Source organism: Pseudomonas sp. NPDC089530 (assembly GCF_050280705.1).
In the GTDB taxonomy this organism is placed as follows: domain Bacteria; phylum Pseudomonadota; class Gammaproteobacteria; order Pseudomonadales; family Pseudomonadaceae; genus Aquipseudomonas.
Map to the genome: position 1 here is coordinate 1 of NZ_JBNNVU010000038.1, position 25,870 is coordinate 25,870.

The window sequence follows — 25,870 nt, forward strand, 5'->3', positions numbered from 1 at the left end:
GAATGCCCGGCACTGCTGACGATCTGGCACGGCAATCAGGCCGTGCGCTATGTGCATGCCGCTGGGCAGCGCCGCGCTGGCCGGCACCACCTACCCGATCGACCGCGAACTGACCTGCCAGCTGCTGGGCTTCGACGCCGTCGGCGGCAACTCGTTGGACAACGTGTCCGATCGCGATTTCGCCATCGAGTTCTGCGCCGCCGCCAGTGTGGCCATGATGCACCTGTCGCGCTTCTCCGAAGAGCTGGTGCTGTGGACCAGCGCGCAGTTCCAGTTCATCGATCTGCCCGACCGCTTCTGCACTGGCAGCTCGATCATGCCGCAAAAGAAGAACCCGGACGTTCCGGAGCTGGTTCGCGGCAAGAGCGGCCGTGTGTTCGGCGCCCTGATGGGCCTGCTGACCCTGATGAAGGGCCAGCCCCTGGCCTACAACAAGGACAACCAGGAAGACAAGGAACCGCTGTTCGACGCCGCCGACACCCTGCGCGACTCGCTGCGCGCCTTCGCCGACATGATCCCGGCGATCAAGCCCAAGCACGCGATGATGCGCGAAGCGGCGCTGCGCGGTTTCTCCACCGCCACCGACCTGGCGGACTACCTGGTGCGCCGCGGCCTGCCATTCCGCGATTGCCACGAGATCGTCGGGCATGCCGTGAAGTACGGCGTGGAAACCGGCAAGGACCTGGCGGAAATGAGCCTGGAAGAACTGCGCAAGTTCAGCGACCAGATCGATCAGGACGTGTTTGCCGTGCTGACCCTGGAAGGCTCGGTCAACGCCCGCAACCACATCGGTGGTACGGCGCCAGCCCAGGTCAGGGCTGCGGTGGTTCGCGGCCAGGCGTTGTTGGCCAGCCGCTAACAGCTATCGCGGGCCAGCCTCGATCCCGCAGGAGCGAGGCTGGCCCGCGATCAGCGATCCGGAACCTTCCTACTTCTTGCTGGCGATCATCGCCAGGAATTGCGGCATCGCCGCATCCTTGTCCGCCGCGACCCGCTGCACATGGGGCATCTGCTCCAGGCGCGCCATCAAGGCCTTGGCCGCCGGCATCTCGGCCAGGTAGTCCACCCCGAACAGCTTCTGTCCCACCACGCGGGCCAGGCTGACGCTGTAGAAGAAATACAGATCCGCCACGCTCAGACTGCTGCCCGCCACATAGGGGGCGAACTTGCCGTGCCTGGCCAGCGAGGCGAACCCCAGCACCAGCTCGTTGCGGGACTTTTCCTTGATTGCCTCGGGTACTGTCGAGCCAAAGAATGCCTCGCCGTAACAGGCCCGCGCCGGAAGCTCGATGTATAGCTCGATCTCCTTGGCCAGTGCCAGCACCTGGGCACGCTCGAACGGATCGCTCGGCAGCAGCGCAGGCCCAGGCTGGGTTTCCAGGTATTCGAGAATCACGCTGGTTTCGTTGATGAAGCCCTGCTCCACCTCCAGCACCGGGATCTTGCCACGCGGGCTGACAGCCAGTGCTTCAGGGCTTTGCCCGGCGTAGAACGGCACCTCTTCGAAGGGCAGCCCTTTTTCCAGCAACGCCAGTTTCACCATGTTGTAGTAATTGCTGACGGGGAATCCATAAAGCTTGAGCATCATGCAGCCTCCAGGCCGGGTACGGGGTTGGCAGCCATTCTTATAGATCCTCTACCGCCCACTGGCCAGCAGCATCGGATAGCTGAATACGGGTAAACTGGCGACCTTTCCTTGAGGAACCTGCCATGAGCGAGCCAATCTCCAACACCGAAAAAGACGATAACGACGAAGAAGCGTTCGCCGAAAACACCTTGATCGAAGCGATCGAAAACCAGATCGAAAGCAACAACCCGCCTGCGGCCAAGGCCACGTTCAACAAGCTGACCCTGGTCGGCTATGAACGCGAAGAAATCCTCAATCTCATGGCCCATGTGCTGGCGGTGGAAATCGACGCGATCCTCGAAGAAGACCGCGCGTTCGACACCCAATGGTACGAAGCCGCGCTGCGTGCGCTGCCCGAGCTGCCACCCGAGAAGCAATGAGCCCGCCACGCCTCGCGCCGGCTGGCCGGCGCGACAGCGACCCTTGACTACACTGGTACGCGCCCTGCGGCTAAATACCGCCGCCCGGGGGCGTAAAAGTCCGCAGCGGACACTGGACAGGCTGCCCAACTGCAGTCACCTTAAGGACGCTGTCGTCTAATTCCTAGAAAGTCTGGAGTCCTTATGTCGTACACCCCTGAGTTGGTTGCCGAACTGGAAATCCTTGCACTCTTCAACCTGGACAACTCCCAGGAAGGTCTGAAAATCCATCAGACCGCTGCCCCCCAAGCCATCGCCGCCGCACGACGCCTGTTCGAAAAAGACCTCATTACCCAGCCAGACGGTGGTTACCTGACCAGCCTGGGCCGGGATGCCGCCGAGCACGCCCAGGGCCTGCTGATCATCCTGACGGTCAAAGAAGCCGCCTGAAGGCTTCCCCCCACGGTCCGCGGAATCCCCGCCCGTCGGATTCCGCGGGCAAGCCCCCACCGGACGTTGGAAATCTGACGTCAAGAATAAAAATCCGCTTAAAGCCCGCCCTCGACTGGCTGTAAACTCTCCCCACTTCAGACCTCCCACGTTCAAGCTTCGCGAGCCTGTTTGAATGACCCGCACCCATGAAATCCGCCCAGACCTGGACGAGGGAATCGACCGCAAGGTTCTCAACCAACTGCGCACACGTTTCCTGAAGCTCAACGAGGGGCGCCTGGGCCGGGCCATGGAAGGGCTGTCGCCACGCCAACAGCTGGTGCTTACCCTTCTGCCGCTGTTCTTTCACGTCAACCACCCGCTGTTGCCCGGCTATGTGTCAGGCGGAACCCCTGCCGGGGTGTCGAACTACGAGCCGGATACGCCGACGCTCAACGAAGCCCAGCGCCTGACCCGTTCGTTTTCCTACAAACCCCGCCCCAGCAGTGCCCCACGCCCGATCCATGGCCTGTTCCTGATGGGCAGCCTGGGCACCCTGGCCCAGGCCGACCAGAGCGACATGGACGTGTGGGTCTGCCACGCCCCAGACCTTGGGGAAAACGAACTCGCCGAACTGCGCAAGAAATGCCTGCTGCTCGAAGCCTGGGCCGCCAGCCAGGGCGCCGAGGCGCATTTCTTCCTGATCGACCCCAGCCGCTTTATCCGTGGCGATCGTGACACCCAGCTGAGCTCCGACGATTGCGGCACCACCCAGCATTACCTGCTGCTGGATGAGTTCTATCGCACCGCCATCTGGCTGGCCGGGCGCACACCCTTGTGGTGGCTGGTGCCGGTGTACGAGGAAGCCCGCTACCACCAGTACACCCACACGCTGCTGTCCAAGCGCTTCATCCCCGCCGACGAAAACCTCGACCTGGGCCACCTGGCCCATATCCCGCCGGGCGAATTCATCGGCGCCGGGCTCTGGCAGCTGTTCAAGGGCATCGAGTCGCCGTACAAGTCCGTGCTCAAGCTGCTGCTGACCGAGGTCTATGCCAGCGAACACCCACGGGTGGAGTGCTTGAGCCTGCGCTTCAAGCAGGCGGTGTTCGCCAATCGCCTGGACCTCGACGAGCTCGATCCCTACGTCGTGGTCTACCGGCGCATCGAGGAATACCTCAAGGCCCGGGGCGAGCCGGAGCGCCTGGAACTGGTACGCCGCAGCCTGTACCTGAAGGTCAACCGTAAGCTCACCAGCAACAACGGCGCGCGCAACCCAAGCTGGCAACGTTCGCTGCTCGAACGGCTGGCCCAGGAATGGGGCTGGGATCAGCGCCAACTGGCGCTGCTCGACAGCCGCAGCCAATGGAAAGTCCGCCAGGTCAGCACCGAACGCCGGGCGCTGGTCAACGAACTGAATTACAGCTACCGCTTCCTGACCCAGTTCGCCCGTACCGAGCAGACCCTCGGCCTGGCCAACAAGCGCGACCTGAATGTCCTCGGCCGCCGCCTGTACGCGGCCTTCGAGCGCAAGGCGGGCAAGATCGAATTCATTAACCCCGGCATCGCCCCGGACCTGGCCGAAGACACCCTGACCCTGGTGCAGTCACCCAACAAGAAGGAGCTGGGGCAAACCCACTGGGGCCTGTACAACGGCAACCTGAATGCCCTGGAGTGGGAACACTTCGCGCCGATCAAGCGCAGCCGCGAACTGCTGGAGCTGCTGACCTGGTGCCATCGCAATGGCGTGATCGACAGCAGCACGCGCCTGGCGCTGCATCCAGGCAGCAGCGACCTGAGCGAATTCGAGCTGTTCAATCTGCTGGGCAGCCTGCAACAGACCATCGCCCTGCCCCTGGGCTCCGTCAGCGAAGAACGCCTGCTGCATCCCAGCGCACCCAGCGAAGTACTGATCCTGGTGAATGTCGGCCGCGACCCGCTCAAGCATCACCGCGACCTGAACATCCTGATGACCACCGAGCGCACCGACTCCCTGAGTTACGCCGGAGTGCGGGAAAACCTGGTGCTGACCCTCGACCAGGTCACCCTCAACAGCTGGAACGAGGTGCTGGTGGGGCGTTACGACGGCACCCATGCGCTGCTCGACTGCCTGCGCGACTACCTCAACAACCTGCCGCAAGGCCCCGAGCAGCCACGGCTGCGGGTGCGCTGCTTCTGCCACAACCGCGCGCAGTTCATCGCCCAGCGGGTCGAAGAGCTGTTCGACACGGCGCAGAACCTGTTGCTCAGCCAGCTCAATCACCGCTACCTGATCCAGGTGCAGCAGCACTATCACGTGCTGGAACTGGTGCCGGGCCAGGTCAATCACGTGGCGCTGGCGAGCCTGCCGGCGCTGATCGATTACCTGGGCGAAGAACAAGCGAGCTACAGCCCGCTGCACCTGGACCCGATGGCCCTGGAAGATCAGGACCTGGCGCTGATCCTGCCGATGGGCCAACCCGAGTGCATCCAGGTGTTCTACCGCATAGTCGAAGACCAGGCCGAGCTGTACGTGCTGGATGAGTTCGACGCGCTCTGGCAGCAACGCCTGCCCTACCACGACGAACAGAGCCTGCTGGTGCCCCTGCAGCGCTTCCTGCAGTCGATCCTCTACCGGCGCGATACCCAGTTGCCGATGGACGCCTCCCAGGCCCTGGTTCCACTGGACATTTTGTATTACCAGGTATTGCCTTCAGGCAGCACCCGGGCCCGCCGGGTCGAATCGCGCCCGGCGCCGCAGACGCCGGCGGACAAACCTTTCTATGACGTACAGGGCATCATCGGCAAAGCCGCACCGGGGCAGGTGCAGGTCACCCTGTATTGCAATCAACGGGAGTTTTCCGAGCTGGAGCATGGCGACCAGCTGTTCGCCGCGGTGGCTCAAGAGATTGTCGGCCAGCGTCGCGACGCCGAACGCTATCGCTGCTATATCACCGACCTGGACCTGTCCGGCCTGCTCGGCGATCACCACGGCTCAAGCCACCTCTACCTGCGCTACAAGGCCGAACTGGAGCGCGCCTTGAACGACGCGCTCGAACAGGTCTAGCCGGTCAGGGACGCCGGCCAGTCAGAGGTGAAAGTCGCCCGCCGCTTCCGGCTGGTATTCCACTTCCAGCAGCGTCAGCTTCAGGGTCTTGCCGCCTGGCGCCGGCCAGTCGATGTACTGCCCGACCTGCAGGCCGAGCAAGGCGCTGCCCACCGGCGCCAGGATGGAGATCCGGCCTTCGTCGGCGTTGGCATCCTGCGGGTACACCAGGGTCAGGTGGTAGTCCTTGCCGCTGCCCTCTTCGCGGCAATGCACCCGCGAGTTCATGGTCACGACACCGGCCGGGACTTCATCGTGGCCCACCAGGGTTTCGGCGCGATCCAGCTCGGTCTGCAACGCGATGACGCCAGGCAGCGTGTCGTCCAGGCTGTCGATCAGGCGCTCCAGACGTTGCACGTCGAGCCGGGTGAGAATGATGGAAGGTGCGGTGCTCATGATCCAGGCAGACTCCTTTTTTCGGCACAAAAAAGCAAAACCCCGTCCAGATCAGACGGGGTTTTCACGGGCCTCGATAGGGCGAGGCATGGCTGGACACTATCACAGCATCCTGAATAAACAAACCGTACAAGTACGAACCTAGAGCCCCCCTGCCGCTACGGCCTGCTTGCGCTGCAGCGCCTGGGCGCAGATCGCACGCCGTCGCTCATCGTCTGCCGAGCGCCATTCGCGAATGTCTTCGACATGCCGGAAGCAGCCCTTGCAGAACTTTTCCTCGTCCAGCCGGCACAGGCTGATGCAGGGCGAAGCCACGGCCGGGCTGACATTGCTGTACAGCGGCTTGGGCGGCCGTGCGGGAGCCGTTGGCGTCACGACCTCAGAGCCCTTCGAATTCGAGCTTGATGTCGGCCTGTTCGAGGACGATGCGCTCGAGCATCTCGCCCAGCTGTTCTTCGCTCTTGTCGCACATCCAGCGCTCGCTTTCTTCGTCGTAGTCGAAGTGGAAGCCACCGGAACGCGCGGCCAGCCACAGCTGGCGCAGGGGCTCCTGGCGGCTGAAGATCACCTGGCTGCCGTTTTCGAACTTGACGGTGAGCACACCGCCGGAGCTCTCCAGATCGATATCCAGGTCACTCTCATCGAAAATGTCCTCCAGCATCTGCTGGGTGGCATCGACCAGGTCGTGGAAACGGGCTTCAGTCAAACTCATTGCGGGAACCTCGGAAAGTGTCAACTCACGCTCAAGCGCCGCAAGATACGGGCGCGTCCGGGCGAATGCAAAGGATACCGATCAAGGGCGCGAGCCACAGAGAAAATATCCCCGCGGCCGCCGCGCCCGGCGCCGAAGCCCGGGGCAAAGGCCCGCCAGGCGGGTATTCCGGCGCATAGGCAAGCTGCCGGGTGGCCGGTATACTCGGGCGCAATTAACGCATTCTCAAGGATTTCGCCATGAAGCGCCTGATCTCTTCCCTTGCTGCGCTCGTCGCGGTTGCCTGCCTTGTCACTGCCTGCGGTCAAAAAGGCCCGCTGTATCTTCCCGATGACAGCAAATCCGAAGACCAAGGTCATTCGCAGTCGCACAAGCACGACACCAACTAAGGGAACTCCATGGACGCTTTTAACTACCGCGACGGTCAGCTGTTCGCGGAAGGTGTAGCGTTGTCCGCCATTGCCGAGCGTTTTGGCACGCCGACCTACGTCTATTCCCGAGCCCATATCGAAGCGCAGTACCACGCGTACGCCGATGCCCTCGCCGGCATGCCGCACCTGGTCTGCTTCGCGGTAAAAGCCAACTCCAACCTGGGCGTGCTGAATGTCCTGGCGCGTCTGGGCGCCGGTTTCGACATCGTCTCCCGGGGCGAGCTGGAACGCGTCCTGGCAGCTGGCGGCGCGGCGGACAAGATCGTGTTCTCCGGTGTCGGCAAGACCCGCGACGACATGCGTCGCGCCCTTGAAGTCGGCGTGCACTGCTTCAACGTCGAGTCCAGCGACGAGCTGGAGCGCCTGCAGCAGGTTGCCGCCGAGCTGGGCGTTCGCGCGCCGGTCTCGCTGCGGGTCAACCCGGATGTCGACGCCGGTACCCACCCGTACATTTCCACCGGTCTGAAAGAAAACAAGTTCGGTATCGCCATCGCCGAGGCCGAAGATGTGTACATCCGCGCCGCGCAGTTGCCGAACCTGGAAGTGGTCGGCGTCGATTGCCATATCGGCTCGCAACTGACCACCCTGGCCCCCTTCATCGATGCCCTCGACCGCCTGCTGGACCTGGTCGACCGCCTGGGCGAGTGCGGGATCTACCTGCGCCACATCGACCTCGGTGGCGGCCTGGGCGTGCGTTATCGCGATGAAGAGCCGCCACTGGCCGCCGATTACGTCAAGGCCGTACGCGAACGCCTCGACGGCCGCGACCTGGCGCTGGTGTTCGAGCCCGGACGCTTCATCGTCGCCAATGCCGGGGTACTGCTGACCCAGGTCGAGTACCTCAAGCACACCGAACACAAGGACTTCGCCATCGTCGACGCGGCAATGAACGACCTGATCCGCCCGGCCCTGTACCAGGCCTGGATGGACATCAGCCCCGTACGCCCGCGCGACGGCGAAGCCCGTACCTACGACATCGTCGGCCCGATCTGCGAAACCGGCGACTTCCTGGCCAAGGAACGTCAGCTGGCGCTGGAAGAAGGTGACCTGCTGGCCATGCATTCGGCCGGCGCCTACGGTTTCGTCATGAGCTCCAACTACAACACCCGCGGTCGCGCTGCCGAAGTGCTGGTCGATGGTGAACAGGCCGTTGAAGTGCGTCGCCGCGAGACGGTAGCCGAGTTGTTCGCTGGCGAAAGCCTGTTGCCGGAGTAAGACCATGCTGCTGCGTTTTACCAAGATGCACGGCCTGGGTAACGACTTCATGGTCCTCGACCTGGTCAGCCAGCACGCGCACATCCTGCCCAAACATGCCAAGCAATGGGGCGACCGCAATACCGGCATCGGTTTCGACCAGTTGCTGATCGTCGAGGCCCCAAGCAATCCGGACGTGGATTTCCGCTATCGGATCTTCAATGCCGACGGTTCCGAAGTGGAGCAATGCGGCAACGGTGCCCGCTGCTTCGCCCGTTTCGTGCTGGACAAGCGCCTGACCACCAAGCGCCAGATCCGCGTCGAGACCAAGAGCGGCATCATCGAGCTGGATGTACGCAACGACGGTCAGATCGGTGTCGATATGGGCGCCCCGCGCCTGGTGCCCGAGCAGATTCCGTTCGTGGCGCCGGCCCAGGCCCTGAGTTATCAGGTCGAAGTCGACGGCCAGACCGTCGAGCTGGCCGCCGTGTCCATGGGCAACCCCCATGCCGTGCTGCGGGTCGGCGATATCAATAGCGCGCCGGTGCATGAGCTGGGGCCGAAGATCGAACATCACCCGCGCTTCCCGGCCCGGGTCAATGTCGGCTTTATCCAGGTCATCGACCGTCAGCGCGCGCAGCTGCGGGTCTGGGAACGTGGCGCCGGGGAAACCCAGGCCTGCGGTACCGGGGCCTGCGCCGCCGCAGTGGCCGCGATCAGCCAGGGGTGGATGGATTCACCGCTATTGATCGACCTGCCGGGCGGGCGCCTGTCCATCGAGTGGGCGGGCCCTGGCCAACCGGTGAAGATGACCGGCCCGGCAGTGCGCGTATACGAAGGACAGGTGCGTCTTTGAATGAGCGAAAACCATGACTGATCAGCCTCAGGTTCCAGCCGAAAAGCCCGACGACTCTCCTGCCGAAAGCCTGGAGGCCGCGGCGATCGCCGCGTACCTGGAGGCTCATCCGGACTTCTTCGTCGAGCATGAAGAACTGCTCCCGGCGTTGCGCATTCCCCATCAGCGCGGTGACACCATCTCGCTGGTGGAGCGACAGATGAAGATCCTGCGCGAGCGCAACATCGAGATGCGCCACCGGCTTTCGCAGCTGATGGACGTGGCCCGCGACAACGACCGGTTGTTCGAGAAGACCCGCCGCCTGATTCTCGCACTGATGGATGCCACCAGCCTGGAAGACGTGGTGATGAGCGTCGAAGACAGCCTGCGCCAGGATTTCCAGGTGCCTTTCGTCAGCCTGATCCTGTTCAACGACAGCGCCATGCCGGTCGGCCGCTGGGTCACCCCCGCCGAGGCCCAGACCGCCATCGGCGGCTTGCTGACCGAAGGCAAGAGCGTCAGCGGCAGCCTGCGCGAGCATGAGCTGGACTTCCTGTTCGGCGAAGAACAGCGCCGGCAGATCGGCTCGAGCGCCGTGGTCGCCATCGCTCATCAGGGCATCCACGGCGTGCTGGCCATCGCCAGTCGCGACCCGCAGCACTATAAGAGCTCGGTGGGGACCCTGTTCCTCAGCTATATCGCCGAAGTCATGGGCCGCGTGGTGCCGCGCTTCACTCACTCGCTACGCTCGGTTCGCTGACCATGGAACGACAACTGGACGCCTACTGCGCGCACCTGCGCAGTGAGCGCCAAGTGTCGCCCCATACCCTGCTGGCCTACCGCCGGGACCTCGACAAGGTCCTGGCCTTCTGCGCCAAGCAGCAGGTAGCCAGCTGGTCCGACCTGGACATTCAAGGCCTGCGCAGCATGATTGCCCGCCTGCACCAGCAGGGCCAATCCTCCCGCAGCCTGGCGCGCCTGCTCTCCGCCGTGCGTGGCCTGTATCACTACCTGAACCGCGAAGGCCTGTGCGACCACGACCCGGCCAACGGCCTGGCGCCGCCCAAGGGCGAACGCCGCCTGCCCAAGACCCTGGACACCGACCGCGCCCTGCAATTGCTCGACGGCGCGGTGGAGGACGATTTCCTGGCGCACCGCGATCAGGCGATCCTGGAGCTGTTCTACTCTTCCGGGCTGCGCCTGTCGGAGCTGACCAGCCTCAACCTCGAACAACTGGACCTGGCCGACGGCCTAGTCCAGGTCCACGGCAAAGGCAGCAAGACCCGGGTCCTGCCGATCGGCAAGAAGGCCCGCGAGGCGCTGCAGCTCTGGCTGCCGCTGCGGGCCCTGAGCAATCCGCCGGACGACGCGGTGTTCGTCAGCCAGCAGGGCCGACGCCTGGGGCCCCGGGCGATCCAGCTGCGGGTCAAGGCCGCCGGCGAGCGCGAGCTGGGACAGAACCTGCATCCGCACATGCTGCGTCACTCTTTCGCCAGCCACCTGCTGGAATCCTCCCAGGACCTGCGCGCCGTCCAGGAACTGCTGGGGCACTCGGACATCAAGACCACCCAGATCTATACCCACCTGGACTTCCAGCATCTGGCGGCGGTCTACGACAGCGCCCACCCACGGGCCAAACGCAACAAAGGCGGTGAGTAATGACGATCAAGCTGATCACCTTCGACCTCGACGACACGCTGTGGGATACCGCGCCCGTGATCGTCAGCGCCGAAGCCGTGCTGCGCCAGTGGCTGACCGACCACGCCCCGCGCCTGGGCGGCGTCCCGGTGGAGCATCTGTGGACCATCCGCGAGCGCGTGCTGAACGCCGAGCCGGGGCTCAAATACCGCATCAGCGCCCTGCGCCGCCGGGTGCTGTTTCATGCGCTGGAAGAGGCCGGCTACGACCAGGGCCAGGCCAATATGCTGGCCGACCAGAGTTTCGAAGTGTTCCTGCATGCGCGGCATCAACTGAAGATCTTTCCCGAGGTGCAACCGACCCTGGAAGCGCTGGCCAACCACTTCGCGCTGGGGGTGGTCACCAACGGCAACGCCGATGTGCGCCGCCTGGGGCTGGCGGACTACTTCAAGTTCGCCCTGTGCGCCGAGGACATCGGGATCGCCAAGCCCGATTCACGGTTGTTCCACGAAGCCCTGCAACGGGGCGAAGCCACGCCGGACACCGCCGTGCACATCGGCGATCACCCGGGCGACGACATCGCCGGGGCGCAGCAGGCGGGCCTGCGGGCCGTCTGGTACAACCCGGCCGGCAAGGCCTGGGAAGCCGAGCGACGGCCGGATGCGGAAATCCGCAGCCTGACCGAACTGCCGAAGTTGCTGGCGCGCTGGCACGGCGGCGCCTGAACTGACGCTATCGCGGGCAAGCTCGCTCCTGCAGGGCGGCAGCCCAGCGCCCTCCACTAACGAGCGCCCATGAAAAAGCCCGCAGCGACGGCGGGCTTTTTCAGCAAGCAAGTGACCCAGGCTCAGATAGGCCGGCTACCGTACTTGTTATCCGGCTTCTTGGGCGGATCGGCGACCACATTGGCCTCGACTTCCTGCACTTTACCGCCACGGGCCAGGAACTCCTCCATGGCGCGCGCCAGTGCATCACGCTCTTTGTTCTTGGCTTCGACGCTCGGCAGCTCGTCTACCGAGACGGCAGCCTTGGCCTTGCCTTTGGCGGTCGGGGCAGGAGCATCACTGCCATCGTCTTCCGCCACATCGTCGGCGGCCGCTTCAAGACCTTCTTCGGTTTCGTCTTCGTCGCCTACTTCGAGGTCGTCGTTTTCCAGATCATCGTCGCTCATGTTCTACCTCATGACTTGCGAAAAGCAGATTAGTTATAGCCCAGCTGAGCCGACTGTCGAAGGCCGCCGGAAAAAATCAACATCCACTGATAACCAGCGGCTTATGCCTTGTCACCGTGCAAGGTGGCAAGGACTTTGCGGGCACCGCCATGATCACGATGCTCGCCCAGATAAACACCTTGCCAGCTGCCTAACGCCAAGCGACCCGCCGATACTGGCAAGCTCAATTGACAGCCTAGCAAACTGGCCTTGAAGTGCGCCGGCAGATCATCGGGCCCTTCGTCGTCATGTTCATACCCGGCCTTGCCTTGTGGCACCAGGGTGTTGAAAAAACGCTCGAAGTCACGACGAACCGCAGGATCGGCATTCTCGTTGATGGTCAACGAGGCCGAGGTATGCTGCAGCCACAAATGCAACAGACCGACTCGACATGCCTTCAGTTCAGGCAGACCGGCGAGCAACTCGTCCGTTACCAGATGAAAGCCCCGGGGCCTGGCCCGCAGGGTAATCAGAGTCTGTTGCCACATACAGTTCTCCGCACATTCGGCGCGCATTCTAGCGCGCTCTGGAAAAAAACAAAGTGCCGAATATTCCTCCTGTGTTGTAAGTCATTGACCCGAAAAAAAAGCCGTCGCCAATCTGGCCGACAAGCTCTGGAAAAAACCTTTCAGCTGTCTGGCAATGACAAAACCCAGGCAAAAAAATGCCCGGCAAGCCGGGCATTTTCTTCGCGGACGATTACAGGTTGTAACCGCGCTCGTTGTGTAGCGCCAGGTCGAGGCCGACCGACTCTTCTTCCTCAGTGACACGCAGCCCGATAACCGCATCCAGCACTTTGAGCAGGATGAACGTCACGACCGCGGTGTAGATCACCGTGAAGCCCACACCTTTGCACTGGACCCACACTTGGGCGGCGATGTCGGTCACGGTGCCGAAGCCACCCAGCGATGGCGCGGCGAACACGCCAGTGAGGATCGCGCCGAGGATACCGCCGATACCGTGCACGCCGAAGGCATCCAGGGAGTCGTCGTAGCCCAGCTTGCGCTTCAGGGAGGTCGCGCAGAAGAAGCACACCACACCCGCTGCCAGGCCGATCACCAGGGCACCCATCGGGCCCACGGTGCCGGCGGCCGGAGTGATCGCCACCAGACCGGCGACCACACCCGAGGCGATACCCAGGGCACTTGGCTTACCGTGGGTCAGCCACTCGGCGAACATCCAGCCCAGGGCCGCGGCAGCGGTGGCGATCTGGGTCACCAGCATCGCCATGCCGGCTGTGCCGTTGGCCGCGGCGGCGGAACCGGCGTTGAAACCGAACCAGCCGACCCACAGCATGGCCGCGCCCATCAGGGTGTAACCCAGGTTGTGCGGAGCCATCGGAGTCGTCGGGAAGCCTTTGCGCTTACCCAGCACCAGGCAGGCCACCAGGCCGGCGACACCAGCGTTGATGTGCACCACGGTGCCACCCGCGAAGTCGAGCACCCCCCAGTCCCACATCAGGCCGCCGTTGCCGGACCAGACCATGTGCGCGATCGGCGCATAGACCAGGGTGAACCAGATGGCCATGAAGATCAGCATGGCGGAGAACTTCATCCGCTCGGCGAAAGCGCCGACGATCAGCGCCGGGGTAATGATGGCGAAGGTCATCTGGAAGGTGACGAACACCGCTTCGGGGAACAGCGCCGCCGGGCCGACCAGGCTCGCAGGCGTGACGCCGGCCAGGAAAGCCTTGCCCAGGCCACCGACGAAGGAATTGAAGTTGACGACGCCCTGCTCCATGCCGGTGGTGTCGAACGCGATGCTGTAGCCATAGATGACCCACAGGATGCTGATCAGACCGGTAATGGCGAAGCACTGCATCATCACGGAAAGAATGTTTTTCGAGCGCACCATGCCGCCGTAGAACAGCGCCAGGCCAGGAATGGTCATGAACAGCACCAGGGCCGTGGAGGTCAGCATCCAGGCCGTATCGCCAGAATTGAGGACTGGGGCTGCCACTTCGTCTGCCGCCATGGCCAGGCCAGGCATTACGAGGGACAAAAGGGCTCCTAGCCCTGCGATTTTACGCAGAGTCATATTGTTTTCTCCTGGGGCGTTGGGTTTGGGGCGGCTTAGATCGCGTCGGTATCGGTTTCGCCGGTACGGATGCGGATAGCCTGTTCCAGATTGACCACGAAGATCTTGCCGTCACCGATCTTGCCGGTGTTGGCAGCCTTGGTTATCGCCTCGATCACCCGATCAAGATCCTTGTCGTCGATGGCGACATCGATCTTCACCTTGGGCAGGAAGTCGACCACGTACTCCGCGCCGCGATACAGCTCGGTGTGCCCCTTCTGCCGGCCGAAGCCTTTGACCTCAGTAACGGTAATGCCCTGCACGCCGATCTCGGACAGCGACTCGCGCACGTCGTCCAACTTGAACGGCTTGATGATGGCAGTGACTAGCTTCATGAAACTCTCTCCCGAATTGGTGGACTTGCCCCAGGAAAACAAACCCGGCTCAAGTCTAAGCGCAGTGCCTGGCTTTGTAACGCATCGTCGGCCTTCCTCGGCCAGACCGACGCCAGCTAACCGCTCCTGACGAAATACTTCCCCGCTTCGTCTGCCGCACTGCATTCGTCACAGCGACTGGATCAGTGCATGGGTCATCAGCGACTAAGCAGAAACCTTGCCATCTCGTGAAAACCCACTGATTTCAACCCCTTGCCCACTGCGCCAAAAACCACTTCGCCATCATCACCGCGGATACGCACAACAACGGTGCGCCACTGCCTGGCGCGATGCGCGAAAAGCGTGCATCCCCGCCTGCCCGATTGACTATAGACAGTGCGTGATACACTGCCCGCCATTGTTTCCAGGACATTCCCCATGCTCGCGCCCAAAGACCTTCTCGACGCCCTGAGCGGCCATGCCGCCCGTCTGTTCAGCGGCGATACCCCCCTGCCCCGCGCCGAAATCGAAAGCCAGTTCAAGGCCCTGCTGCAAAGCGGCTTCAGCAAGCTGGACCTGGTCAGCCGGGAAGAATTCGACAGCCAGATGGTCGTGCTGGCCCGCACCCGGGCCCGCCTGGAAAGCCTGGAAGCGAAGGTCGCCGAACTGGAAGCCCGGCTCAATCCGGGCGAGCAGTAACCCGCCCTATCCATGGCTCGACCGGGCAATCCCTGCCATCGGTCGAGCCAGGCACTGCCAGCAAAGATTTTCCGCCCCGCCGGTTCATTTCTCCTCTGCGGCGCCGATAACATATCCAGCGCTTGCGACCCTGGCCGCCCGCCGGCCCGGCCATGTCCCGCAACATCGTCACGCCACGCGAACGCTTGCCCCGACTTATTTTCCGTTGTGCATCAGGTAGCCCTATGACCGCACCAAAACCCTTCAGCCACTTGGCTTTCTTCGTTCATAGCGCCGAGATGGTCAATCACTATCAGGCGGTCTGGAGCCTGCTGGGGGCCGATGCGTTCGATGTGGTGCTGCATGGCTCCCGCGAAGAGCGTACGCAAAGCCGCGAGCTTATCGAGGGCCTGGGCTACCGCTGCCATGGCAGCCTGGATGCGATCAACTCCGGCCACCGCTATGAGGTGGTGGTCTCCAACCACAGCATGTTCGACTACGGCTCGCAGCCGATAATCAAGGTGCTGGGCAACCGGCAGGTGCGTTTCATGTACGCCCTGGGCAAGGCCAAGCACAATTTTTCCGACTGGAACCAGCACTACGACCTGATCCTGTGCTTCGGCCCCTGGCAGGCCGAGCGCCTGCGCCAGTGCTGCGATGCCGTCACCTTCCAGATGGGCTACCCGCGCTACGACGCCTATTTCCGCGAACCCTCGCTGCAAGGCCAGCACCCGGCGGACCTGGCCCTGGACCCGGCGAAAAAAACCGTGCTGTGGCTGCCAACCTGGCTGGAGCTGTCGTCGATCAGCCGCTTCGCCGACGCCATGGCCGGGTTGTGCGAGCACTACAACGTGATCGTGAAGACCCATCCGCTGTCGGTCGAGACCGACCCCGAGGCGATGGCGCTGCTTGGGCAGTATCGGTTCACCGCAGTGATTACCCACGTCTACGACAACCTCGCACTGTTCCGTTGCGCCGACTATGTGGTGTCGGACTACGGCGGAACCGCCTTCGGCGCCCTGTACCTGGACAAGAACCTGCTGCTGTTGAACGTGCCGAATGCCGAGCAGGATGAGCTGACGGGCGAGGAGTCGCCCGATGTGCTGCTGCGCAACGACATCATCAATCTCGACGCCGAAGAGCGCTGGCAACTGGCCGAACTGCTGGATAACGAATACCTCTGGAAACAGCAGGCCGCGGTCCGCCAGCGCCTGCGCCGCCACTATTTCGCCCCCAGCTATGGTTTCTCCGCGGAACTGGCGGTACTGGCGCTGCGCAACATCGAAAACCTACTCAAGCAGGGGTGAAGCCATGGTGATCTGGCTGGTCGGCATGTCGGGAGCGGGCAAAACCACCATTGGCCGAGCCCTGTATGCCAGCCTGAAAGCGCAACGGCCGCAGACCGTATTCGTCGATGGCGACGAGATCCGCGCGCTGTTCCGCCACGACCAACGGGCAGACGCCTACAGCGTTGCCGGACGCCGGGTCAACGCCGAGCGGATCCAGGCCCTGTGCGGCTGGCTCGATAGCCAGGGCATCGATGTGGTCTGCTGCATCCTGTCGATGTTCCAGGACATCAGCGACGACAACCGGCAGCGCTTCTCCAGCTACCGGGAAGTGTTCGTCGACGTGCCGCTGAGCACCCTGATCAGCCGCGACAACAAGGGGCTCTACCAGTCCGCCCTGCGCGGCGAACAGAGCAACGTGGTGGGCGTGGACATCGAATACCCGCCGCCGCAACGCCCGGACCTGGTGCTGCATAACCGCCATGAGCCCGACGACATCCCGGGCTACGTGGAACGCATTCGCCGGCTGTGTGGATACCCATCGCCATGCTGAACTACGCCTACAGCGACGGGGACCTGCTGGAAAACCCGCAGACCTACCGCTACAGCAGCTTCCAGGGCGCAGCCTTCGTCGATGCCTGGCGCGCCTCACGCCTGGCCACGATCGCCAGGCTACCGGCACCGGCCCTCCCCGCCCTGCCGCCCCAAGGTCCGGCCCAAGCCGAAGACAGCACCGCGCTGCTGAGCCAGCTGTGCCTGGAAATGCGCGCGGGGGCTGGCGTGTCCGGCCCGCTGGCGAGCTATTGGCTGCCCCGCCTGCTGAAGAAATTCGAAGTGAGCAAACGCCTGTATGCCGGCTACGAAGCCGGTGCACCGCACCGCCCGCTGCCGCACAGCGACTATGGGTCGCTGCAGCCCTATCTGTTGCTGGCCGAATGCATGTTGCAGGGCTGGCAGGCCAGCGGCGCGGCCTACTACCTCAGTGGCCTGCTCAAGTTGACCGACACCCTGGTGTCGCAGCATGGGCGCCTCGAACCAGACCAGGGAGCCTACCTGGCCTGGCTGCTGACTCAGGAACAGCAGGTACTGGCCACCGTCGCCCAGGAGGCTGGCCTATGAATCGCGCCCGCTTGCTGATCCTCTGCGCCCGCACCGCGCGCTCGGCGGCCTACCTGCAAGGCCTGGCAGCCGCCGGTATCGAGCCTGAAGCGGTGATTGTCTACGGCCAGGGCGGCGGCCCGCTGCAAACCACCCGCGACTTGCAGGTACAGCCGCTGGCAGGACTGTTCTGCCCGGACCTGAGCCAGGACGTCGACACCTGCCTGGCCGCCCTCGGCTGGCCCCACGAGGTGTGCCCGGCCCAGGCGCTCGACGACCCGCAACTGCTGGCGTGCATTGCCAGTCAGGCACCGGACCTGCTGGTCTACTCCGGCTACGGCGGGCAACTGGTGCCCGCGGCCCTGCTGAACCGCTACCCGGTGCTGCATATCCACTCCGGCTGGCTGCCGGACTATCGCGGCAGCACCACGCTGTATTACCAGGTCATCGAACAGCGCCAATGCGCCGCCAGCGCCTTGCTGCTCGACGAACAGATCGACACCGGTCCGGTGCTGGCGCGCAAGGCCTACCCGCTGCCGCCGCCAGGCATGGACGTCGACTACCTGTATGACAACGCGATCCGTGCCAACCTACTGGTGGAAGTCCTGACCCGCTGGCGCCACGAAGGTGCCCAGGCCCTGCAACCCTTGCCCGCCGAGGCCGAACAGCCGCCCTATTTCATCATCCATCCGCTGCTCAAGCATCTGGCCCTGCTGGCGGTGGACAAGCACGAGGACGCGCCATGAGCCGGGCCGCCGAGCACTGCATCCGCTTCGGGACCAAATCCGAAACCCTGGAGCGCCTGCAACCGCGGGTCACCCGTTCGCAGATCCTGCCGCTGTACTTTTTCACCGCCCGGCAATGGCGGGACGACCCCGCGCAGGTGCTGGCGAACATCGCCGGGATGGAGCTCGGCGGCTCTTTCGTGATCGTGCGCAGCAGCGCGCAAAACGAAGATGGCTTCAACAGCTCCATGGCCGGCCAGTTCGCCAGTTGCCTGAACGTCAGCGTCACCGACCCTCGGGCCCTGAGCGTCGCCATCGAACAGGTGATCGCCTCCTTCGCCGAACACCACTGCGAGGACAACCAGGTCCTGATCCAGCCGATGCTGACCTCGATCCAGATGAGCGGCGTGGTGATGACCCACGACCTGGAGCATGGCGCTCCTTATTACGTGGTGAATTACGACGACGAGAGCGGGCTGACCGATACCATCACCGGCGGCCAGGGCATCCAGAAAACCGTGCTGGTCTACCGCGACACCCAGAGCGCCCAGCTGCGCTCCCCGCGCCTGCAGGCGGTGATCGATGCCTGCCGGGAGCTGGAGACCCTGTGCGGTAACGTGCCACTGGACATCGAGTTCGCCGTCGACCGCCACCAGCAGGTGTATGTGCTGCAAGTGCGGCGCATCACCCTGTGCAACACCTGGCACCCGGTCACCGAGCGCCGGGTGGCGCGCCAGCTCGAGCATATCCAGCAGTTCCTGGCCAGGCGCCTGGCGCCCCAGTCCGGCCTGCATGGCGACAGCACCCTGCTGGGGGTGATGCCCGACTGGAACCCGGCGGAAATCATCGGCACCACCCCGCGCCCGCTGGCGGCATCGCTGTATCGCCGCCTGGTGACGGATTCGACCTGGCGCGAAGCCCGCGCCTTGATGGGCTATCACCATCCCCGGCACCAGGCCCTGATGGTGATGCTCGGCCACCACCCGTACATCGACGTGCGCTGCAGCTTCAACTCGTTCCTGCCGGCGGGCCTTGCGCCCGAATTGGGCACGAAACTGGTCAACGCCTGGCTACAGCGCCTGCAAGCCCACCCGCAATGGCACGACAAGGTCGAATTCGAGGTGGTGCAGACCTGCCTGGACTTCACCTTCGATGCCGACTTTACCGAGCGTTACGGCGACAACTTCAACGCCGCCGAGCAGCGAACCTATCGCGCCGCCCTCGACCAGCTGACGCTGCGGGCGCTGAACGGCGACGGCGCCGGTGCGTTGCCGCCCTTGCTGGAACAGGTGCGCGCCCATGAGCGCCAGCAGCAGAACCGGCGCCTGGACGCCATGCCGGCCGACCTCGACAGCATCCACCGCCTGCTGCTGGACTGCCGTGAGCAGGGCACGCTGCCGTTCGCCATGCTCGCCCGGCATGCCTTCATCGCCGAAGCGCTGCTGCGCTCGGCCTGCCGCCGCGGCGCCCTGAGCACCGAGCGGCTGCTGGCCTGGAAGCAGTCGATTCACACCGTCACCACCGAACTGACACGCGAATACGCCCAGGTCTGCGCCGACGCCCGGACACTGCCGGCCTTCGTCGCCAAGTTCGGTCACCTGCGCCCCGGCACCTACGACATCACCTCGCTGCGTTATGACGAGCGCCACGATCTGTTCGCCGCCGCGAGCGTCGAGCTGAGCCCCGGCGACAGCCAGCAGGCCGAATTCCAGTTGCAGCCCGCGGAACGCCAGGCCCTGCAGCGGCTGCTCGACGAACAGGACTGGCCGCTGTCGACCGAACAGCTGCTGAGCTATGCCAGCCAGGCCATCCAGGCCCGGGAATACGCCAAGCTGGTGTTCACCCGGGACCTGTCCGATGCCCTGCAACTGCTGGTGAGCTGGGGCGCCGAGGTCGGCCTGGCCCGGGAAGACCTGTCCTTCCTCGATATCCACCCGCTGCTCGACAGCCTCACCGCGCCGCTGATGGACGACACCGACCGGGTCCTGCTGGAGTCGGCCAGCCAGGCGCGCCGCAGCTACGAACAAGGCATTTCGCTGAAACTCGGGCACCTGATCAGCGCGGTCGACGATGTGTTCGTCGCCCCGCTGCATCGCAGCCTGCCCAACTTCATCACCCGGCAGAACGTCGAAGCCGCCGGCATGGAGCTGCGCCAGGACACCCCGGCCTCGGCGCCGCTCAAGGGCAAGATCGTCTGCATCGAAAATGCCGACCCGGGCTACGACTGGGTGTTTACCCGGGGCATCGCCGGGCTGGTCACCCAATACGGCGGGGCCAACTCGCACATGGCCATCCGCTGCGCCGAGTTCGGCATTCCGGCAGCCATTGGTTGCGGCGAACAGCTGTTCAACCGCATCCTGCGCAGCCCGCGGATCGCCCTCAACTGCCGCGACAAGACCCTGAACCCGGTGCAGCCATGAAACGTCTCGGTATCACCCTGAGAACCTGCAACCCCCAGGCCTACCACGAACCGCGCGATGGCCTGGCCAGGGACTGGTACCGTTTTTTTGCCGAGCTCGGCTGCGGCCACCAATGGCTGCTGCTGCCCAACCTGGGCACGGACACCCTGGCCTATGCCCGTGACCAGGGCGTGCAAGGGGTGATCTTCAGCGGTGGCGACGACCTGGACAGCGACCCGCTGCGCGATCAGAGCGAAACGGCACTGCTGGCCCACTGCGTGGCCGAGCAACTGCCGGTGCTGGGAGTCTGTCGCGGGCTGCAACTGATCCACCGTTTTTTCGGCGGCCAGCTGGCCGAGGCCGACCGCAGCGTGCACGTCGCCCAGCGCCACCCGATCCACCTGCTGGCCGCCGACGAGTTGCCCTGGCTGCAGGGCCAGGGCGCTTCGCGCTCGGTCAATTCCTTCCACGGCAAACAGCTGCTCGACCCGTTGCCCGCCGTCCTGCGCCCCTGGGCCCTGGACGCCGCCGGCACCTGCGAAGCCCTGGTGCATACCCGCCTCAAGGTGGCCGGCATCATGTGGCACCCCGAACGCGAAGCAGCGCTGAGCGATGCCGATCGACAACTGTGCCAATGGCTATTTGAGTGACCTGACATGCAAGCCGTAATTCTCGCCGCCGGCCGCGGCTCCCGCCTGAAAGACCTGACCGCCGCGCAACCCAAGCCCCTGACCCGCCTGGCCGGCAGGCCGCTGCTCGAATGGCAGCTGCTGGCCCTGGAACAGGCCGGGGTCGACGCGGTGCATCTGGTCAGCGGCTACTGCAGCGAAGCCCTGGACGGCTACGGCCAGAGCCGGCTGTACAACCCCCACTGGGCCACCAGCAACATGGTGCGCAGCCTGATGCGCGCCGATGCCCTGCTGTCCAGCGGCCCGACCCTGGTGTGCTACGGCGACATCGTCTATCGCCCGGACATCGTCCGCGACCTGATGGCGTCCCCGGCGCCCCTGAGCATCACCTACGACCGCGATTGGTGGGAGCTGTGGTCCGCGCGCTTCGAGGCGCCCCTGAGCGATGCCGAAAGCTTCCGCCAACAGGACGGCCAACTGCTGGGCATCGGGGAGCGGGTCGCCCGCCGCGAGGAAATCGAAGGCCAGTACATGGGCCTGCTGAAATTCACCGCCGAGGGCTGGGGCCAGGTCAAGGCGCTGCTGGCCGGCCTGAGCGACCCGCAGATCGACAAGCTGGACATGACCAGCCTGCTGCGCGCCCTGCTCCAGGCCGGTACCGCCATCGCCACCGTGGGCATTCGCGGCGGCTGGGTGGAAGTCGACAATCAGTCGGACATCGCGCTGTACGAACAACGCATCGCCGAGCCGGGCTGGTCCCACGACTGGCGCTGACCGGCCCGTCGCAACATCCTGAGTCTATTTGCCGGCCCAGCGAAGCCCCGGCCGGGGCTAGGCTTGCACAACCGCAGGACGCGGTTTCCCAGCCTCAAGGAATGAGTCATGTCTCTGGCCATCGTCCACAGCCGTGCCCAGACCGGCGTGCAAGCGCCGGCCGTGGCGGTCGAAGTCCATCTGGCCAACGGCCTGCCGGCCCTGACCCTGGTGGGCCTGCCCGAAGCGGCGGTCAAGGAAAGCAAGGACCGGGTGCGCAGCGCCATTCTCAACGCCGGCTTCGACTTTCCGGCCCGGCGCATCACCCTCAACCTGGCCCCGGCCGACCTGCCCAAGGACGGCGGGCGCTTCGACCTGGCGATCGCCCTGGGCATTCTCGCCGCCAGCGTGCAGGTGCCGACCCTGGCCCTGGAGCAGGTCGAGTGCCTGGGCGAGCTGGCGCTGTCCGGCGCGGTACGCCCAGTGCGCGGCGTGCTGCCGGCGGCCCTGGCGGCGCGCCAGGCCGGGCGCACGCTGATGGTGCCGCGGGCCAATGCCGAGGAAGCCTGCCTGGCCTCGGGCTTGAAGGTGATCGCGGTAGAGCACCTGCTCGAAGCCGCCGCCCACTTCAACGGCACCACGCCAATCGAGCCCTATGCCTCGGACGGCCTGCTCGCCCGGAGCCAGCCCTACCCCGACCTGAATGAAGTGCAGGGCCAGATGGCCGCCAAGCGGGCCCTGCTGGTGGCCGCGGCCGGTGCCCACAACCTGCTGTTCAGTGGCCCGCCCGGCACCGGCAAGACCCTGCTGGCCAGCCGCCTGCCCGGCCTGTTGCCGCCGCTGGAGGAGCAGGAAGCCCTGGAAGTGGCCGCCATCCAGTCGGTCAGCAGCCACACGCCCCTGAGCCATTGGCCACAGCGGCCTTTTCGCCAGCCCCATCACTCGGCTTCCGGGCCGGCGCTGGTCGGTGGCGGCTCGAAACCGCAACCCGGGGAAATCACCCTCGCCCACCACGGTGTGCTGTTTCTCGATGAGCTGCCGGAGTTCGATCGCAAGGTCCTGGAGGTGCTGCGCGAGCCGCTGGAGTCCGGGCAGATCGTCATCGCCCGGGCCCGCGACCGGGTGCATTTCCCAGCGCGTTTTCAATTGGTGGCGGCGATGAACCCCTGCCCCTGTGGATATCTTGGCGAGCCCAGCGGCCGCTGTCGCTGCACCCCGGAGCAGGTCCAGCGTTATCGCAACAAACTCTCCGGGCCCTTGCTCGACCGCATCGACCTGCACCTGACCGTGGCCCGGGAAAGCACTGCGCTCAGCCCCAGCCCCCAGCCTGGGGATAACACGGCACAGGCCGCGGCCCTGGTGGCCCGCGCCAGGGAGCACCAGCAACGGCGCCAGGGTTGCGCCAATGCCTTTCTCGATCTGCCGGGCCTGCGCCGGCACTGCACGTTATCCACAGGCGACGAGCGCTGGCTGGAAACCGCCTGCGAACGCCTGAGCCTGTCCCTGCGCGCCGCCCACCGCCTGCTCAAGGTTGCGCGCACCCTGGCAGACCTGGAACAGGCCGGGCAGATCAGCCGCGAACACCTGGCCGAAGCCCTGCAGTACCGGCCGCCGGCCAGTTGAGGCGGGTCATTACTGGCTCAGGCCCATCTGCGGGCTCGGCCACAAGCAGAAAGCCGAGGCAGATCGAGCCGCCAGATATCGCTATTCCCCGAGTCATCCGTGGTGTTCAGGCAGAGGCCATCGTGTGGATCAGTCTCATGCCATGTGATCGCCAACGTCGTTGCAGCCAGGTACTGGGCTATGATCATTGGCGATTTATTGAGCGAGCGAGTTCACAAGTGCGCCCATTGCCACGGATTGGTGTTGGCCTCAGAGCCCCCCATTATCAAGAGTTTCTTAACAGCCATCCTCCCGTTGACTGGCTTGAAGTCCACACGGAGAACTACCTGGGGCCTGGCGGGAAAGACCTTCATATTCTTCGTCGTCTGGCGCAGCGCTATCCGATCAGCCTGCATGGGGTCGGATTGGGCATCGGTTCGGTCCATGGGTTTTCCAGCGCGCATGTAGAGCGAATACGGGTCTTGGCTGCAGATGTCAGTCCTTTCCTGATTTCCGAGCATCTGAGTTGGGGCGCAGTAGAGGGGCGCTGTCTGAACGACCTGCTGCCTTTGCCGCTGGTTGAAGCCTCGCTGGACCTGATCTGTGATCGGGTCGATCAGGTACAAGCCACTTTGGGCCAGCAGTTGTTGCTCGAAAACATCTCTACCAGTTTGCGTTACAACGGCGACACCCTGGGGGAGTCCCAGTTTCTCGCTGAGGTAGCGGCCCGCACGGGAAGTGCCGTGCTGCTCGATCTCAATAATCTTTACGTGAACCAATACAACCATGGGGAGTGCGCACACGCCGCCATGGAGAACCTGAGCAGGGGGACCGTTGGCGAGTTCCATCTGGCCGGCCACAGCCACGCTGAGGATTTGCTGATCGATGATCATGGCAGCCCGGTGCCAGAGCCGGTCTGGTCGCTTTATCGCCGTGCATTACGTCGGTTCGGCCCGGTACCGGTGCTGGTTGAGTGGGACACACGCTTGCCGCCCCTGAGCGAATTGATCGACCAGGTCGAGATCGCCCGGACGATTGCCAGGGAGGTGCTGGATGACGCTTGAAGAGTTGGCGGCGTTGCAGCTCAGCTTTACCGAGGCACTGGATTGCTCATCGTCATCGCCTGTGTTGCCGCAAGGCTGGCTGGAGACGGCAACAGCCAGCGATAGGCGGCGTTTCGCCCGCTATCGCAGTGGCCTCTGGCGGCACCAGGAGCAATCGCTGGCGCTGACCTATCCGGTCATCAAGGCGTTGGTTGGCGATGACTTCTTCCGCACCCTTGCTGGCGCTTATGGCCGGCGATACCCGTCCAGGCATCCAGACCTGGGGATGTTCGGCGAACGGCTGGCGACCTTCCTGGGTGAGTACCTGCCCGTAGCGTCATATCCCTATTTTGCCGCGGTGGCCTCCCTGGAATGGGCAATCCATTGCGCCTCCCGCGCTGGCGAAGCCACCGCACTGAATGCTCAGGCACTTTCTGCGTTGAGTGCTCAGGAGCTGGATGTCCAGCGGTTCACCCTGTCACCGGGCAGTGCGTTATTGACCAGCGAGTGGCCGGTCGTTGCGATATGGGCTGCTCATCGCCATGACGGCCAGCGCATGCCGCCTGTTAACCGCTGCGCCTGCACGGCACTGGTGTATCGAAAAGGCTGGAACGTAGAGGTACGCGAGATCGAATCCTGGGAAGGTGCTGCACTGGTCCGTTTGCTGGAAGGCGCCACCTTGGGTGAAGCCTTGCTGTCAGCTCAAGAACGCTACTCAACCTCGGAAGCCGCTACCCAGCTCGTCGACAGCGCCGCCTTGGTCGCTCGCTGGTTAAGTGACGCTCTGCTGGTCACCCTGCCCTAAGCCTTTCCAAGGCGCTTCTCATGCGAAGTTCACTGTACCTGCGGCCTCGTGCTGATGGGGGCGTAGCCCTCTGGCTGGACAGATTGAAGATTGGATCCAATTTTTTACATCCTGAAACATTTATAAGCTTATGCCAATTAGACATACCTACTCGATGAGCTACAAATAGAACGTGCTTCGTTGCCTCACCCTATAGCGATTGACTTCAGTAAAGATCTAACTGGCACACACCACCTGCGGATACGGGTAAGCGGTGTGGCATCACAGGAACGGATTCCAGCTGCACCACCTGGTGTGGCAGAAGTTAAAAAGGAGCGATAGATGCATCCGATCATCTGCTTTAGTGCCTTCGCGTGGCACGTACCAGGGTACCTTTCTCCATTTCCGCATGAGCGCAGGCTACGCCGCTACCTCGTTAAATCTCCCCCGAACTAGATCACTTCTCCGAGCAACCTGCCGGCACGATCTGCTGGTCAGGATCAACAGTGTTAGCCCCACTGTCAGCCCCAAAAAACAGTCACTCTGCTCAAGCGACTCGTTATACGC

The 25,870-nt window shown here is 64.0% G+C and carries 28 protein-coding genes and 1 pseudogene; 21 read left to right on the forward strand and 8 right to left on the reverse strand.

Annotated features, from left to right (window positions below):
* Window positions 1-55: 55 nt before the first annotated feature.
* Window positions 56-859, forward strand: a pseudogene (argH, locus tag ACQKQA_RS16040) (argininosuccinate lyase); the annotation flags it as partial.
* A gap of 69 nt (window positions 860-928) precedes the next feature.
* Here argH and ACQKQA_RS16045 read toward each other — a convergent pair.
* A complete protein-coding gene (locus ACQKQA_RS16045) occupies window positions 929-1,585 on the reverse strand; it encodes a glutathione S-transferase family protein (RefSeq protein WP_427559403.1) in 657 nt (218 codons plus the stop codon).
* A gap of 125 nt (window positions 1,586-1,710) precedes the next feature.
* Here ACQKQA_RS16045 and ACQKQA_RS16050 point away from each other — a divergent pair, with 125 nt between their 5' ends.
* The 3 genes from ACQKQA_RS16050 to ACQKQA_RS16060 all read left to right on the forward strand — a co-directional run bounded on the left by ACQKQA_RS16050 (window position 1,711) and on the right by ACQKQA_RS16060 (window position 5,461).
* Window positions 1,711-2,007, forward strand: coding sequence for a hypothetical protein (locus ACQKQA_RS16050; protein WP_427559298.1), 297 nt, complete (start codon window positions 1,711-1,713; stop codon window positions 2,005-2,007).
* Window positions 2,008-2,190: 183 nt separating this feature from the next.
* Window positions 2,191-2,436 carry a TIGR02647 family protein gene (locus tag ACQKQA_RS16055; RefSeq protein ID WP_427559301.1) on the forward strand — a complete coding sequence of 82 codons (246 nt, stop codon included), beginning with the start codon at window positions 2,191-2,193 and terminating at the stop codon, window positions 2,434-2,436.
* Window positions 2,437-2,611: 175 nt separating this feature from the next.
* Entirely contained in the window at window positions 2,612-5,461 is a 2,850-nt protein-coding gene (locus tag ACQKQA_RS16060) for a class I adenylate cyclase (RefSeq protein ID WP_427559303.1), read from the forward strand.
* 21 nt (window positions 5,462-5,482) lie between these two features.
* On the opposite strand, the gene rnk is transcribed toward ACQKQA_RS16060, so the two are convergent.
* The 3 genes from rnk to cyaY all read right to left on the reverse strand — a co-directional run bounded on the left by rnk (window position 5,483) and on the right by cyaY (window position 6,608).
* Window positions 5,483-5,896, reverse strand: coding sequence for a nucleoside diphosphate kinase regulator (gene rnk, locus ACQKQA_RS16065; RefSeq protein ID WP_092297989.1), 414 nt, complete (start codon window positions 5,894-5,896; stop codon window positions 5,483-5,485).
* 141 nt (window positions 5,897-6,037) lie between these two features.
* Window positions 6,038-6,271: a DUF1289 domain-containing protein gene (locus ACQKQA_RS16070; protein WP_427559306.1), complete on the reverse strand. Its 234-nt coding sequence runs from the start codon at window positions 6,269-6,271 to the stop codon at window positions 6,038-6,040.
* Window positions 6,272-6,275: 4 nt separating this feature from the next.
* Window positions 6,276-6,608 carry an iron donor protein CyaY gene (gene cyaY / locus ACQKQA_RS16075; RefSeq protein ID WP_427559308.1) on the reverse strand — a complete coding sequence of 111 codons (333 nt, stop codon included), beginning with the start codon at window positions 6,606-6,608 and terminating at the stop codon, window positions 6,276-6,278.
* 239 nt (window positions 6,609-6,847) lie between these two features.
* On the opposite strand from cyaY, the gene lptM reads away from it, so the two are divergent.
* Genes lptM through ACQKQA_RS16105 form a run of 6 tightly spaced genes read left to right on the forward strand, consistent with a single transcriptional unit; the run spans window position 6,848 to window position 11,431 of the window.
* On the forward strand, window positions 6,848-6,997 hold the full coding sequence (gene lptM / locus ACQKQA_RS16080; RefSeq protein WP_427559311.1) for an LPS translocon maturation chaperone LptM: 150 nt from the start codon (window positions 6,848-6,850) through the stop codon (window positions 6,995-6,997).
* 9 nt (window positions 6,998-7,006) lie between these two features.
* Window positions 7,007-8,254 (forward strand): diaminopimelate decarboxylase, encoded by a 1,248-nt coding sequence (gene lysA / locus ACQKQA_RS16085; RefSeq protein ID WP_427559314.1) that lies wholly within the window; start codon window positions 7,007-7,009, stop codon window positions 8,252-8,254.
* 4 nt (window positions 8,255-8,258) lie between these two features.
* Window positions 8,259-9,089, forward strand: a complete 831-nt coding sequence (gene dapF, locus ACQKQA_RS16090) for a diaminopimelate epimerase (RefSeq protein WP_427559316.1) — start codon at window positions 8,259-8,261, stop codon at window positions 9,087-9,089.
* Between the two features lie 13 nt (window positions 9,090-9,102).
* Entirely contained in the window at window positions 9,103-9,828 is a 726-nt protein-coding gene (locus ACQKQA_RS16095) for a DUF484 family protein (RefSeq protein ID WP_427559319.1), read from the forward strand.
* Between the two features lie 2 nt (window positions 9,829-9,830).
* The gene (gene xerC, locus ACQKQA_RS16100; RefSeq protein ID WP_427559321.1) at window positions 9,831-10,727 is read left to right on the forward strand and encodes a tyrosine recombinase XerC; all 897 of its coding nucleotides are present in this window, start codon (window positions 9,831-9,833) and stop codon (window positions 10,725-10,727) included.
* Entirely contained in the window at window positions 10,727-11,431 is a 705-nt protein-coding gene (locus ACQKQA_RS16105; protein ID WP_427559324.1) for an HAD family hydrolase, read from the forward strand. The genes xerC and ACQKQA_RS16105 overlap by 1 nt, the downstream gene beginning before the upstream one ends.
* Window positions 11,432-11,553: 122 nt before the next feature.
* Here the strand turns inward: ACQKQA_RS16105 and sutA are convergent, their stop codons facing one another.
* The 4 genes from sutA to glnK form a co-directional block, all read right to left on the reverse strand.
* Entirely contained in the window at window positions 11,554-11,877 is a 324-nt protein-coding gene (gene sutA / locus ACQKQA_RS16110) for a transcriptional regulator SutA (protein WP_427559327.1), read from the reverse strand.
* 101 nt (window positions 11,878-11,978) lie between these two features.
* Entirely contained in the window at window positions 11,979-12,404 is a 426-nt protein-coding gene (locus ACQKQA_RS16115) for a secondary thiamine-phosphate synthase enzyme YjbQ (RefSeq protein WP_427559330.1), read from the reverse strand.
* Window positions 12,405-12,615: 211 nt separating this feature from the next.
* On the reverse strand, window positions 12,616-13,953 hold the full coding sequence (locus ACQKQA_RS16120; RefSeq protein ID WP_427559332.1) for an ammonium transporter: 1,338 nt from the start codon (window positions 13,951-13,953) through the stop codon (window positions 12,616-12,618).
* A 35-nt stretch (window positions 13,954-13,988) separates the two neighbouring features.
* The gene (gene glnK / locus ACQKQA_RS16125; protein WP_002555808.1) at window positions 13,989-14,327 is read right to left on the reverse strand and encodes a P-II family nitrogen regulator; all 339 of its coding nucleotides are present in this window, start codon (window positions 14,325-14,327) and stop codon (window positions 13,989-13,991) included.
* Between the two features lie 417 nt (window positions 14,328-14,744).
* Here glnK and ACQKQA_RS16130 point away from each other — a divergent pair, with 417 nt between their 5' ends.
* The 11 genes from ACQKQA_RS16130 to ACQKQA_RS16180 all read left to right on the forward strand — a co-directional run bounded on the left by ACQKQA_RS16130 (window position 14,745) and on the right by ACQKQA_RS16180 (window position 25,324).
* The gene (locus ACQKQA_RS16130; protein WP_427559334.1) at window positions 14,745-15,005 is read left to right on the forward strand and encodes an accessory factor UbiK family protein; all 261 of its coding nucleotides are present in this window, start codon (window positions 14,745-14,747) and stop codon (window positions 15,003-15,005) included.
* A gap of 224 nt (window positions 15,006-15,229) precedes the next feature.
* The gene (locus ACQKQA_RS16135) at window positions 15,230-16,291 is read left to right on the forward strand and encodes a CDP-glycerol glycerophosphotransferase family protein (RefSeq protein ID WP_427559336.1); all 1,062 of its coding nucleotides are present in this window, start codon (window positions 15,230-15,232) and stop codon (window positions 16,289-16,291) included.
* A gap of 4 nt (window positions 16,292-16,295) precedes the next feature.
* Complete coding sequence (locus ACQKQA_RS16140) at window positions 16,296-16,823, forward strand: adenylyl-sulfate kinase (protein WP_427559339.1); 528 nt, start codon at window positions 16,296-16,298, stop codon at window positions 16,821-16,823.
* Window positions 16,817-17,389, forward strand: a complete 573-nt coding sequence (locus ACQKQA_RS16145; RefSeq protein WP_427559341.1) for a hypothetical protein — start codon at window positions 16,817-16,819, stop codon at window positions 17,387-17,389. Before ACQKQA_RS16140 ends, ACQKQA_RS16145 begins: the two co-directional genes overlap by 7 nt.
* Window positions 17,386-18,114 carry a formyltransferase family protein gene (locus tag ACQKQA_RS16150; protein ID WP_427559343.1) on the forward strand — a complete coding sequence of 243 codons (729 nt, stop codon included), beginning with the start codon at window positions 17,386-17,388 and terminating at the stop codon, window positions 18,112-18,114. The genes ACQKQA_RS16145 and ACQKQA_RS16150 overlap by 4 nt, the downstream gene beginning before the upstream one ends.
* The gene (locus tag ACQKQA_RS16155; RefSeq protein WP_427559345.1) at window positions 18,111-20,513 is read left to right on the forward strand and encodes a PEP/pyruvate-binding domain-containing protein; all 2,403 of its coding nucleotides are present in this window, start codon (window positions 18,111-18,113) and stop codon (window positions 20,511-20,513) included. Before ACQKQA_RS16150 ends, ACQKQA_RS16155 begins: the two co-directional genes overlap by 4 nt.
* Window positions 20,510-21,142, forward strand: a complete 633-nt coding sequence (locus tag ACQKQA_RS16160; protein ID WP_427559348.1) for a gamma-glutamyl-gamma-aminobutyrate hydrolase family protein — start codon at window positions 20,510-20,512, stop codon at window positions 21,140-21,142. The genes ACQKQA_RS16155 and ACQKQA_RS16160 overlap by 4 nt, the downstream gene beginning before the upstream one ends.
* A 6-nt stretch (window positions 21,143-21,148) precedes the next feature.
* Window positions 21,149-21,895: a phosphocholine cytidylyltransferase family protein gene (locus ACQKQA_RS16165; RefSeq protein WP_427559350.1), complete on the forward strand. Its 747-nt coding sequence runs from the start codon at window positions 21,149-21,151 to the stop codon at window positions 21,893-21,895.
* A gap of 108 nt (window positions 21,896-22,003) precedes the next feature.
* Window positions 22,004-23,497: a YifB family Mg chelatase-like AAA ATPase gene (locus ACQKQA_RS16170; RefSeq protein WP_427559352.1), complete on the forward strand. Its 1,494-nt coding sequence runs from the start codon at window positions 22,004-22,006 to the stop codon at window positions 23,495-23,497.
* 137 nt (window positions 23,498-23,634) lie between these two features.
* A complete protein-coding gene (locus ACQKQA_RS16175; RefSeq protein WP_427559354.1) occupies window positions 23,635-24,540 on the forward strand; it encodes a DUF692 domain-containing protein in 906 nt (301 codons plus the stop codon).
* Window positions 24,530-25,324: a putative DNA-binding domain-containing protein gene (locus ACQKQA_RS16180; RefSeq protein ID WP_427559356.1), complete on the forward strand. Its 795-nt coding sequence runs from the start codon at window positions 24,530-24,532 to the stop codon at window positions 25,322-25,324. Before ACQKQA_RS16175 ends, ACQKQA_RS16180 begins: the two co-directional genes overlap by 11 nt.
* Window positions 25,325-25,870 lie beyond the last annotated feature (546 nt).